This is a genomic window from Pantoea sp. WMus005 (genome assembly GCF_013415305.1).
GTDB lineage: Bacteria > Pseudomonadota > Gammaproteobacteria > Enterobacterales > Enterobacteriaceae > Pantoea > Pantoea rara.
Window position 1 is genome coordinate 45482 of record NZ_JACBXU010000003.1, and the last position, 11871, is coordinate 57352.

Consider the following 11871-nt stretch of genomic DNA (forward strand, 5'->3'; position numbering starts at 1 on the left):
AAGGAATTAAGCCATCCCGTAGGATGGCTTATGGAATACTGTTACTGAGATGACAGGCCTAAGAAATGCGCCTGGCAGCACGCCGTTTACAGACATATAAAAAAGCACTTAACAGAAATTTTAACCAGCGTTTGTGCGGAACACGCTAACCGCGTCCCTCAGATTAGCGGCTCGACTTGCAAGTTCATCAGCAGACGATGCTGACTCTTCAACGAGCACGGCATTCTGCTGTGTGACCTGATCCATCTGAGTAACGGCAATATTTATCTGCGATACGCCTGCACTCTGCTCTTCTGAAGAAGATGAAATCTCTCTCACCAGCTGTGCTGTCTGTTCAATCGCATCCATACTCTCCTTCACTTTTTCACCTGCATCCCGGGCCATCGAAATGCCCTGCTCAGCATTCTCCACAGACTGTTCGATCAGTCCTTTAATTTCTTTCGCCGCGCCAGCCGAGCGCTGTGCCAGCGATCTGACTTCCGCCGCAACAACCGCAAAGCCCTTACCGTGCTCACCGGCCCGGGCAGCTTCAACAGCCGCGTTTAACGCGAGAATATTCGTCTGAAACGCAATCCCATCAATGACAGAAATGATTTCCTTAATCTGCCCTGCACTGCTGCTGATTTTCTCCATGGAACCCAGCACTGATTCCATTGCCTGACCGCCACGCAATGCCGCGCTGGTAGCCGAGCTGGCCATTTCTGCAGCATGGCGGGTGTTTTCAGCATTGTTGCCGATGATCGAAGAGAGTTGTTCCATACTGGCGGCTGTTTCAGCCAGCGATGCAGCCTGTTCTTCCGTCCTCGCAGAAAGATCGCCGTTACCGCGGGCAATCTCCTCAGATGAGGTGGCAATGGTGACAGCATTACTTTTAATGTTTTCTACCGTCACCGTCAGGCGCTGACTCATCTGCAGTAATGCCTTAAGCAGACCGGCTGTTTCATTGCGTCCTGTCACGGAAAAAGATGCGGTCAGATCGCCTTCTGCCACTTCAAGCGCAAGCTTGGACGCGGCACCGATAGGTCGTGTTACAGAACGGATAATAATCAATGCGAAAACGACAGAAAGCAGGACCATAAAGAGAAGAACGCTCAGCAAACCATACTGTGCATGCCGGTGGTCCGTAATCTGCTGGTTCAGCATGTCATTCAGTTCATTACCGCCCGCAATCGCGTAGGTGCTGAATCTGTTAATCGCGCTGGTAAAAAGTGCGGCATAGTCCTGAGGACTCTGATTCGTCATACTGCGGCTAATAAATAACTCACCTGCAGTTTTCAGGGCATTTTGGGCTTCCTGTACGGCCCCGTCGGCATCGGCACTGAATTTCTGCTTCAGCCCTGTATCAGACGAAAAAAGCTTCTCTGAGTCCTGAGCAAACATATCCAGATTATAGGCACCCGTGCTGATTAATGATTCCATACGGACAGAGTCAGCCTCACTAACGGCTTCTTTCCTGGCAAGCAGTGAAGTCCCGAACGCACGAATTTTACCCAGACTTTCGGTAAGCTCAGGCAATGATGAGAAATTGCTGGTAATCAGGCGGTACGTACTGATATCTGAATCAAGCGACAGACCGTAAAAATCCAGCACGTCGCGGTTTGTGTTAAGAAGTTTGCGGATGAGTTGCGCATGTGCGTCAAGGCTGGCCGTTTGATCCAGTTTCGAAGCATCAATGTCCTGCTGCAGCGCGTCCCACTGTGCACGCACCCCATTAATTTTATCGATTAAACCCGCACTGCCTTCTGTCTGCGCCATCTCTTTCTTGATGACATCGGTGATAGTAACAATGTCATCTCTAACACTTAGACGCGATGAGGTGGCAGGATTTTTTTGCGCAATAGCGAGGGCTGTTTCAGCGCGATGGCGCTGTATCAGATTCAACAGGGCAAGGATTTTGTTTTCAGCAGGCACTCCTGTTACTTCTTTCTGCTTGTCCTGAATATATTTATTACCTTCTGACACAAAAAGCACGGTAGGAACTGAAAAAAGAACAAGGCAAAACAAGCCCAGAATTGCAAACTTAGCGGTAAGATTAATATTGTTAAGAATATTACTCATTTTTACATCCTGCTGAATTAATTATTATAAGAACAAAAATAATGCAGATTGAAAGCATCTTAATCATCATTATCGGTTAACTGTTCATTAACTTTATAGCAGGCGTAAGAAAGGGAATGTTTAGGTTGAATTGCAACAAGGTCTAACCTGTCACCCAGTAATTAGCCCATGTTGATGTTATTAATTACCTCATAAGAGGTAGGAAAGATTGTTAATATCAATTTCTCTCTTAACGAGTTTTATACATGATTCATGTCCGCTTTGTGCCAGAAGCGGACGTTGCTATCCGATCATTACCTGATAACTTTAAACCGGTTTTCGCTATTATTTCAGGTTGCGCGTATATGTACGGGCAGCAGCATCATGTGTCTGGCCTGCAGAAGAATTCCACTGAAAGCCGGTCTTCGCCTCGATTCCCGGACGCAGCCGCTGCTCATCGGTGTAATCTTCCCGGGAGTGAAAAAACAACGGCGTTTCCTGCTCAATATGACGCAGCCGGGTGGCCCACTGCTCCAGATATGCTTCTCTGTTTTCCTGCGATGTATTATCCGCCATCCATGCCATAAAAGGCAGCAGAACGTCGAAACCGGCGTAATGAAAAATGCCGTTATGGACCGGCCAGAAGATATGGTTGATATCGCCGTCCACGCCATCAGGTTCGTAAAGCGAAGAAGCGGTGCCCGTTGTGGCGCAAATCATGGCGCGTTTGCCCCTGAAGATGCCTGAATCATATTTTCGTCCGCTCTTATAGGCGAAGCCACGGGTAAACGTGCGGTCAACCCACCCCTTCATGATGGCGGGCATGCCAAACCACCACACCGGGAACTGGAAAATCATCAGATCGCACCACTGCATTTTTTCCTGCTCAGCGCGCACGTCGGGCGTGGCGCCGGTTGTGGCTTCCATCAGCTCCTGCTCTTTCGGGGCGTTAAAGAAGCCGGGATCGACGCGTTCACCGGGAATGTCATCTGCATCAAGCTGGCTTTTCCAGCCCATACGGTACAGGTCGCTGACCTGCACATCGTGTCCGGCCGCGTTCAGGGTGTTTACGGCGGCGTCTTTAAGCGCGCCGTTAAACGATTGCGGTTCCGGGTGGGCAAAAACGATAAGAACTTTCATGGATTTCTCCCTGTTGACTGACGATGGGCCTCAGCAGGCCGTCCGAATTTCGTGATAAACCACGGCCAGCCGCTGACAATGACTATGCCGCTCAGAATCAGTAATGTGCCCCAGATGAAGCCCGGCTGAGGCTGCTCGTTGAGAAACAGCATACCCGCCAGGACGCCGAAAACGGGCGTCATAAACGACAGTACGCCGAGCTGTGAGGCCAGATAAGTTTTCATCAGGCTGAACCAGGTCAGATAGCTGGCAAACCCCACGATAAAAATCTGGAAAAGCAGGCTCAGACTCCCGTTAACGCCCGGTCTGAAATGAAGCTGACCGCTGAACAGTGCGTAAAGCAGTAGTAAAATCCCGGCGCCGGTCAGCTGATAAAAGAGGGTATGTGATGCCGGAGCCTGACTCAGTGCAGTACAGCGCACCACGACAGTAGTGGCTCCCCAGGCCAGGCCAGCCAGCAGGCCCATCGCGTCACCGGTAAGCATCTTAACCACGTCACCGCTGCCGCTGTTGCCTGACAGAAACGCCACCGCAATGCCGGAAAACGCGACAAAAATACCTGCCCACTGCGCCGGTACGAGCCGCTCATCCGGATGAAACAGCTGCAGACCGACAGCGGCAAAGGCGGGGGCAGTGTAGAGAAACACGGCCATATGAGATGCGGAGGTAAAACGTAACCCTTCAGCAACAAACAGAAATTCCAGAGCAAACAGTAGCCCCACCACACATCCGGCCATCAGATATGGGCGGGACTGACGCAGTGATTCTTTTCTGCAGGTCATTACGACCAGCACAAGCAGAGCGGCAATCCCTGAACGGAGGGCAACCTGCAGTACAGGTGATATCTCATCCGCCACGCCTTTAATGGCAACCTGCTGTACACCCCATATGATGCACAGCATTGTCATTATTCCGCCTGCACGCAGGTCCGCATTTTTTCGCTTTAAAGTCACGTCTCTCTCCTGAAAATTTCAGTATGGCAGTGACGCGGATAAGGCATATAGTTTGAAAAGGACATTTTATAGCGTAAAACAGCAGGGGAATATATGAGTCTCACGGCATCTGTAATGCGTAACAAAAAGCTTATTGCGCCACCCTTCACGCGGGAGTTGCCGGGCCCGGCGTGGTTCCGGGTCGCTGACATGCCCGCCGGGGCTACTTATCCGGTGCATTCACATCCGTGGGGGGAGTTTGTCTATTCCTTCAGCGGAGTCATGGAGGTCAGGCTGGAAACCGATCACCTTACTGCGCCGGCCCACTATGGGATATGGCTGCCTCCGGGGGTTGTACATGAAGGGCTGAACCGCTATTCGGCTACCCACTGTTCACTTTATCTGATGCCTGAACTTTGCCAGGGCATGCCCGAAGCGCCCTGTGCTCTGGAGGTGAATTCACTGACCATTGCCATACTTGAGCACCTTCGTATGCATCCTCTCGCCTTGCCCCTTTCACAGCAAAATCACCGTCTCCTTGATGTGCTCCGGGACCAGCTGAGAACCGCAACGCGTTACAAAAATTTTCTACCCTATTCTGATGACCCGCTGCTTACGGTTATTCTGGAAAGACTCGAAAAAAATCCTGCGGATAATATACCTCTGGCAAAGCTGGCCTCCTTATCGGGCACGACAATAAGGACGCTGAACCGAAAATGTCAGGAAGCGCTCGGTATGCCGCTGAACGAGTGGCGTCAGCGAATGCGCGTGGTTAAGGCCATACACTTACTGGAAAAGGGCGGAAAAGTGGAGAACGTGGCCTTCGAAGTGGGTTATAGCAGCGCGTCATCGTTTATTGCCATGTTTCAGCGGCAGACCGGAATAACACCTGGTCAGGCGAGCAGCGCGCAGCCTCTCTTTTGAATGCGTCATTATCGTCTACGCGAAGTCAGCCAATCCTGATTCCGATATTTCGCTGCCATTTCCGTTGCGGCAGAACGTCCGATTTTCGCTCTAAGCAGACCTGCTACCGGTCTCGGTCCGCTTAGTGCCAGAAGCGGACGTTACTAATATCATGGTGTATTTATCAACGGGGAGCAGGTCAGCTCCAAATGGACATAGCACCGCAGAAACGCGTAAAGGGCGGCTGCGATGTTGCGGCTAAGTAGACTTTTGTTAAATGCTGTACCTCACATACAGAATCAGTGCATGCTTCATGTCAAAACTTCACAGGCAGTGAAACTTATAAACAAGGAATTTACACGTGATTGACTTTACTCGCTTTGTCGAGCGCTATGAACAGCTCAACTCCCTGCTACGGCCTCCTGAAAATATCGTCGAAAAGCAACTTAATGAGTTGTATATCAAGGCATATAAACCAAAAACGACTGTAGATGAGGTTCTTATCGTGTACCACGGTGGTGGGTTTAACTCTGACGCGGGGTACGAAATATTTGCTCGACAGTTAAGTTACACTCTGCCCGTCTGTGTTTGTCTTCTAGATATCCGTGGGCACGGTCGTTCGGCTGGGATCCGGGGAGATGCTTCAAGCCCTGATCAAATCTGGCGGAATGTTGATGCCGTCATTGATTATGTACGAGCCTGTTTCATTGATGCCCGGATTCACTTGCCTGGGCACTCCAGTGGCGGCGGCATGCTGATAAATTACTTAACTAAACACTCTTTATCGCGGGTTGTTGAAAGCCTGATCCTGCTTGCCCCTGCATTAGGCCCTTTTTCACCATCAAATCTGAACCGCGATTTTTCCATTCCCTTTGCATCAGTTAACCACTGGCCCTTCATAATCAATGCAGTAAGTGCGGGGTTTCTTTGTGGGCGTCGTAAGGGAGTAAAGCTTCATTTCCCCTGTGAGATAATCAATTCGAGGCCTGACTTTGTTCAGGTATATAGCGTAAATATGGCTAATGCCCTCACCCCCCGCAATCCTGAAAAGCAACTTAGAGAGATCTCTAGTCCAGTAAAAATCATGCTTGCTGAGCATGATGAACTGTTTGATGTAAGCCGAATGGATGAGTTTTTCAGGAGCTGCACCAATCCAAATATAAGCTGTCAGGTTGTGGAAAATAGTACGCATCTCGATTGTATTTTTGAGATAACGGATAGTATAAGGGAACACTTCACTGACCTGGCTTCAAAAATGTGATGCCTGAAAAAGAGTGTTTCGCTCGCGGTCGGGGTTGGGTTGTCTGTCGGGTGATGCAACCATCATGACTCACTGCGATAAAGTCCCGACATCAGGCTAATCAGAGCGCGTGATTCGCAGTAGAGTAACTGCCCCGCGTCCCATTTATACAGACCACCTGTTTCGGCGGTGAGCGGCTAAAGCCGCCCTATGAGATACCGGCCCTCAGACATAGCCCATCATTTTTAACAGCGACTGCACCTGATTCATCGCTTCGCTGCGATGGGTGACACCCAGCTTCTGATAGAGATTGCGGATGTGGGTTTTGATGGTAGTCGACGCTACTGCCAGCTCACCGGCGATTTGATCGTTGCTGTAGCCGGAATAGATCAGCCCCAGCACCTGCCATTCACGCTGCGTCAGCGGGCTGGTTCTAATCAGTTCCGGCACGTCAGGATGGTTGAGTAACCGGCTGACAAAACCTTCATCGAAATGGGCGAATTTGTGACGGTGATATTTGTTGATCTCCAGCAGGATGCGGCGGGCGCGATGGCTGTCCAGCTCATTCAGGGTATTTAACTGAATCAGCTGACGCAGTTGCTGCGCCATCATCTCGCCTTCGATCACAAAATGGCTGATAAAGCCGGTGCTGCGCGCCAGTTTCAGCGCGTCAATCAGCACGCGCTGCGCCTCCGCTTTGCGGTTGGTCTGCCAGTAGATCTGATTCAGCAGCAGCAGGTTACGGTTTAAGTCGCTCATCAGACGCAGGGCGCGGGCATTTTCATTCAGCTCCTCCAGCACCACTTCCGCCTGGCTGACATCACCCAGCAGGATCTGCGCGCGGGCGATATTCCGCCACTGCCCCTGCAGAAAATGGTTGTTGGCGAAGGCGGGCTTGGGTGTCTGTCGCATCCAGTCGCGGGCGTTCTGACTGTCGCCGGTCATCTGCCAGTAGATCACCCGGACTTTATCGGCATTAGCGATCCAGTCGCTGTGCCAGTTGCCATTATTCAGCAGATTTTCCAGCCGGTTCAGATAGCTGCGGGCGTTATCAATGTTGCCGCGCGCGAGGGAGCACTGCACCAGCAGCCCCAGACACTGAATCTGCTGTTGCGGCTGGTAACCGTTCAGCACGTTGATCCCTTCGCGGGCCGCCTGCTCCGCTTCTTCCAGTCGGCCCCAGGCCCATAGCAGCTGAGCGCGAATGCGCAGCAGAAACTCATGCAGCGGGAACTGTGCCAGATGCTGCTCTTCTACCAGTACAAAGGCGCGGCTCTGGATCTCATAGGCGGCCTGCAAAAAGCCCTGCGCAAACAGAATCTCGCTCTGCTGAATCATGCTCCAGAGCGCGTAGTGCCACACTTCATCACGACGGGCCATCTGTTCAGTCTGCCGCATCAGCTTGAGTGAATCGTCCAGCTCGCCTTTGCAGTGCATCACTTCGCCATGTACGGAGGTCGCCACAATGCGGCTGTAGTGACGGCTGGCTGGCAGCGTATCGAGCGCCACTTTCGCCAGCCGCTCCGCTTCATCAGTATTGCCATCGTTGATCGCCACCTGAGCACGCAACGCATTAAATTCACCGCGAAGGGCCGCATCGATCTCGCAGCGGCTGGCCTGCTCAAAGCGGGCCAGCAGACTGTCCACTTCAGAGAAACGATGCTGAGTCTGCATCAGCCACGCCTGCAGCAGCACCAGCATCGGGTTCTCCAGCATCATCTCCCACGGCAGCGCTTTCAGGGAATTCTCCAGCAGCGGCAGCTCACTCTGATTAAACAGCGTCCAGGCATGCTTCAGCAGCACGTCCCGCAGCATGGATGCATCACCGGAGGCGAGTGCATGATGAATCGCCTCGCCAGGAAAACCCTGCGCCATCCAGCTCTCGGCCGCAGCCCGATGCAGCACAGGCAGCTCCACCGCCAGTTCCCATTGACAGCGCTGGCGCAGGAAGTTACCAAACAGTGGGTGGTAGCTGAACCAGCAGCCGGAGTCGTCCATGCGCTGCAGAAATAGCCCCTGCCGCTCGATCTCTTCCAGCCGCATCTGACCGTTCTCTTCACGGGTCACGCAGGCAATCAGCTCATCGTTCATTGAACGCAGCAGCGCGGTTTTCAGTAAGAAGTGGCGGGTGGGCAGATCGACATTATCCAGCACCTCTTCCACCAGATAGTCGGCAAGATGGCTGGCATTAATGCCGGAGAGACGCCGGGCGGAATGCTGAGCCGAACTGGCACCCTGTCGCGCCGACAGCACGATCAGTTGCAGTGCTGTCGCCCAGCCCGCAACATCATCACAGAGTCGGCTGCTCTCGTCGCTTTCCAGCGGTGCCGCCAGCCGGCAGTCAAAAAACTGCTGGGCCTCCTGATGGGTAAAAGCGAGCTGCTGGCTGCCCAGCTCTATCAGTTGCTCACGCACCCGCAGGTTAGCGATACCGAGCTGCGGCAGATTACGTGACATCAGAATCAGCGTCAGATTTTCAGGCTGATGGCGCAGGAAAAAGCGCATCGCGTCGTGAATCGCCGGATTGGTGATCAGATGGTAATCATCAACAATCAGCCACAGCGGCTGCTGCCACTCCACCAGCTCAATAAAGAGCTGAGAAAACAGCGCATTGAGATTCACATATTGCCGCTTCTGCGCCAGCAGTTCACTGCGGGGACAGCCGCCGTGAGTGGCCTGTTGCAGTGCCGCAATCAGGTAATCGGCAAAGCGCTCTGGCTGATTATCGCCCTCATCTAAAGAAACCCAGCCCAGATCGCTTTTGCTCGCCGCCCACTGCGACACCAAAGTGGTTTTACCGTAGCCCGCAGGACTGGTGACCAGCACCAGCCGATAGTTACCGGCAGCGGTGAGCTTTTGGAGCAATCTTTCACGGATGACGGTGCCCTGAAGACGGACCGGGCGACTGAGTTTGGCGGGTATTAGCATGGGCGCGCGTTTCTCCATTCGTCGAGCGCATCATTATTTTACGCTTCGTAATTATTCCTTACACAGGTTCAGCATTTCGTCTGATGAATGCAAGCAAACCCATTAACTAAACTTTACAAAAGCGTGCGCTATCACACTCCTTCGCCGATTTAGGAATTGCCTCATCCTCTCCACCCTCCCTATCCTCCTGCGCTAATTCTTTTCGGGAGGATGAGCGTAAGTTTCCTCACGGGCAGACTGTCGTCACATTGACCCATTTTCTGTTTTTACAGGACATCAACCATGACACAGCCCGAATTCAACCCGCTTCAGTTCAATGCTGCCCTGACCCGTCAGTGGCAGCGTTTTGGCCTGCGCGATGCGCAGGAGATGACACATGCACAGTGGTGGCAGGCACTCAGCGGTGCACTGGCCGACATGCTGGCCGCGCAGCCTGCTCCCCCAGCCCCGACAGAACTGCGTCATGTGAACTATCTGTCGATGGAGTTTCTGATGGGTCGCCTGACCGGCAATAACCTTCTGAATCTGGGCTGGTATAACGCGGTTAACGACGCGCTCTCTGAGTGGAATATTTCACTGACCGACGTGCTGGAAAATGAAACCGATCCGGCGCTGGGGAACGGCGGCCTGGGTCGTCTGGCGGCCTGTTTTCTGGATTCCATGGCGAATGTGGGTCAGCCCGCTACTGGCTACGGTCTGAACTATCAGTATGGTCTGTTTCGCCAGCGTTTTGAACAGGGCGCGCAGGTCGAAGGGCCGGATGACTGGCAGCGCGATAGCTATCCGTGGTTTAACCATAACGCCGCGCTGAACGTGCGTGTCGGACTGGGCGGTAAAGTGGTGACGGTTGCGGGTCAGCCGCAGTGGCAACCGGCGTTTGAGCTGCTCGGCGAAGCCTGGGATTTGCCGGTAGTCGGTTTTGAGAATGGCATCAGCCAGCCACTGCGTTTGTGGCAGGCGAAACATGCTCAGCCGTTCAACCTCAGCCGCTTTAACGACGGCGATTTTCTGCGTGCGGAGCAACAGGGCATTGATGCAGAAAAACTCACCAAAGTGCTCTACCCCAATGACAATCATCAGAACGGTAAAAAACTGCGTCTGATGCAGCAATATTTTCAGTGCGCCTGTGCGCTGGCAGACATTCTGCGTCGCCACCATCTGGCCGGACGCAGCATCGAAACGCTGGCCGATCACGAAGTCATCCAGCTGAACGACACCCATCCGACGCTGGCGATTCCGGAGCTGATGCGTCTGCTGCTGGATGAGCATCAACTTAGCTGGGAGCGCGCGTGGCAGATCACCCAGCATACCTTTGCCTACACCAATCACACGCTGATGCCGGAGGCGCTGGAGTGCTGGGATGTGCGCCTGGTGCGCAGTCTGCTGCCGCGCCATATGATGATCATTAATACTCTGAATGCGCAGCTGAAAACGGCTGTCACATCGCGCTGGCCGGACGATGACGCAAAATGGGGGAAACTGGCGCTGGTGCACAATAACCAGCTCCGCATGGCCAACCTTTGCGTCACCAGTGGCTTCGCGGTCAATGGTGTCGCGGCGCTGCACTCGAAACTGGTGGTACAGGATCTCTTCCCGGAATATCACCAGATGTGGCCGGAGAAATTCCATAACGTGACCAATGGCATTACACCGCGCCGCTGGATTAATCAGTGCAACCCGGCGCTGAGTGCGCTGATTAGCCGAACGCTGCAAAAGCCCTGGCTGAACGATCTTGATGCCCTGCAGGGGCTGGAAGCCTTTGCGGATGACGCCACGTTCCGCGCGGAATATCGCACCATCAAACAGCAGAATAAACAGGCGCTGGTCGGCTGGATCAAAAACCGGACCGGCATCGAAATCGACCCCACCGCGCTGTTTGATGTGCAGATTAAGCGCCTGCATGAATACAAACGTCAGCATCTGAGCCTGCTGCACATCATTGCGCTGTGGCAGACACTGGTCACCGATCCGCAGGCGAACCGCGTACCGCGCGTGGTGCTGTTTGGCGCCAAAGCCGCACCAGGTTATGCGCTGGCAAAAAACATCATCTACGCCATCAACAAAGTGGCCGAGGTGATCAACCAGGATCCGCGCATCGGCGACCGCCTGAAGGTGGTGTTTATTCCCGATTACAACGTCTCCGTCGCCGAGCGGCTGATTCCGGCCGCTGACCTTTCTGAACAGATCTCAACTGCCGGTAAAGAAGCCTCCGGCACCGGTAACATGAAACTGGCGCTTAACGGTGCCCTGACCATCGGCACACTTGATGGGGCGAATGTTGAGATCGCTGAGCAGGTGGGCAGTGAAAACATCTTTATTTTCGGGCATACCGTGGAACAGGTGGTGGCCTTAAAAGCCAGTGGCTATGCTCCGGCGCAGTGGCGCAAAAAAGATCCGCAGCTCAATCAGGTGTTACAGGCACTGGAAGATGGCACCTTCAGTCAGGGCGATCTTCACGCTTTTGACGCAATGCTGCACAGTCTCGGCCCGGAAGGCGGCGATCCTTATCTGGTGCTGGCAGACTTCCAGCCCTACCTGCACGCGCAAGCGCAGGTTGAGCTGCTGTGGAGCGATCAGGAAGCCTGGACACGTGCCACCATCCTCAATACCGCACGCTGTGGCATGTTCAGCTCCGATCGCGCAATCCGCGATTATCAGCAACGCATCTGGCAAGCGAAACGCTAAGGAATG

General features: G+C 53.4%; 7 protein-coding genes. 3 read left to right on the forward strand and 4 right to left on the reverse strand.

The window, feature by feature from the left end; genetic code table 11:
• Positions 1-120 precede the first annotated feature (120 nt).
• The 3 genes from HZZ01_RS12930 to HZZ01_RS12940 all read right to left on the reverse strand — a co-directional run bounded on the left by HZZ01_RS12930 (position 121) and on the right by HZZ01_RS12940 (position 4079).
• Entirely contained in the window at positions 121-2058 is a 1938-nt protein-coding gene (locus HZZ01_RS12930) for a methyl-accepting chemotaxis protein (protein ID WP_008924516.1), read from the reverse strand.
• Between the two features lie 324 nt (positions 2059-2382).
• On the reverse strand, positions 2383-3177 hold the full coding sequence (locus HZZ01_RS12935) for an NAD(P)H-dependent oxidoreductase (protein WP_179897931.1): 795 nt from the start codon (positions 3175-3177) through the stop codon (positions 2383-2385).
• Positions 3174-4079 carry a DMT family transporter gene (locus HZZ01_RS12940; protein ID WP_370463472.1) on the reverse strand — a complete coding sequence of 302 codons (906 nt, stop codon included), beginning with the start codon at positions 4077-4079 and terminating at the stop codon, positions 3174-3176. The genes HZZ01_RS12935 and HZZ01_RS12940 overlap by 4 nt, the downstream gene beginning before the upstream one ends.
• A gap of 144 nt (positions 4080-4223) precedes the next feature.
• On the opposite strand from HZZ01_RS12940, the gene HZZ01_RS12945 reads away from it, so the two are divergent.
• Both HZZ01_RS12945 and HZZ01_RS12950 read left to right on the forward strand, forming a co-directional pair.
• Entirely contained in the window at positions 4224-5033 is an 810-nt protein-coding gene (locus HZZ01_RS12945) for a helix-turn-helix domain-containing protein (protein WP_218928191.1), read from the forward strand.
• Between the two features lie 340 nt (positions 5034-5373).
• Positions 5374-6273: an alpha/beta fold hydrolase gene (locus HZZ01_RS12950; protein ID WP_179897935.1), complete on the forward strand. Its 900-nt coding sequence runs from the start codon at positions 5374-5376 to the stop codon at positions 6271-6273.
• Positions 6274-6477: 204 nt separating this feature from the next.
• Here the strand turns inward: HZZ01_RS12950 and malT are convergent, their stop codons facing one another.
• Positions 6478-9180: an HTH-type transcriptional regulator MalT gene (gene malT, locus HZZ01_RS12955; RefSeq protein WP_179897937.1), complete on the reverse strand. Its 2703-nt coding sequence runs from the start codon at positions 9178-9180 to the stop codon at positions 6478-6480.
• 282 nt (positions 9181-9462) lie between these two features.
• On the opposite strand from malT, the gene malP reads away from it, so the two are divergent.
• Positions 9463-11865 (forward strand): maltodextrin phosphorylase, encoded by a 2403-nt coding sequence (gene malP, locus HZZ01_RS12960; protein ID WP_179897938.1) that lies wholly within the window; start codon positions 9463-9465, stop codon positions 11863-11865.
• Positions 11866-11871 lie beyond the last annotated feature (6 nt).

What these genes read in the sequence shown, in the direction of transcription:
- HZZ01_RS12945 (WP_218928191.1), top strand. Translation starts at nt 4,224, where the DNA reads ATGAGTCTCACGGCATCTGTAATGCGTAACAAAAAGCTTATTGCGCCA.
- HZZ01_RS12940 (WP_370463472.1), bottom strand. Translation starts at nt 4,079, where the DNA reads ATGCTGTGCATCATATGGGGTGTACAGCAGGTTGCCATTAAAGGCGTG.
- malP (WP_179897938.1), top strand. Translation starts at nt 9,463, where the DNA reads ATGACACAGCCCGAATTCAACCCGCTTCAGTTCAATGCTGCCCTGACC.
- HZZ01_RS12930 (WP_008924516.1), bottom strand. Translation starts at nt 2,058, where the DNA reads ATGAGTAATATTCTTAACAATATTAATCTTACCGCTAAGTTTGCAATT.
- malT (WP_179897937.1), bottom strand. Translation starts at nt 9,180, where the DNA reads ATGCTAATACCCGCCAAACTCAGTCGCCCGGTCCGTCTTCAGGGCACC.
- HZZ01_RS12935 (WP_179897931.1), bottom strand. Translation starts at nt 3,177, where the DNA reads ATGAAAGTTCTTATCGTTTTTGCCCACCCGGAACCGCAATCGTTTAAC.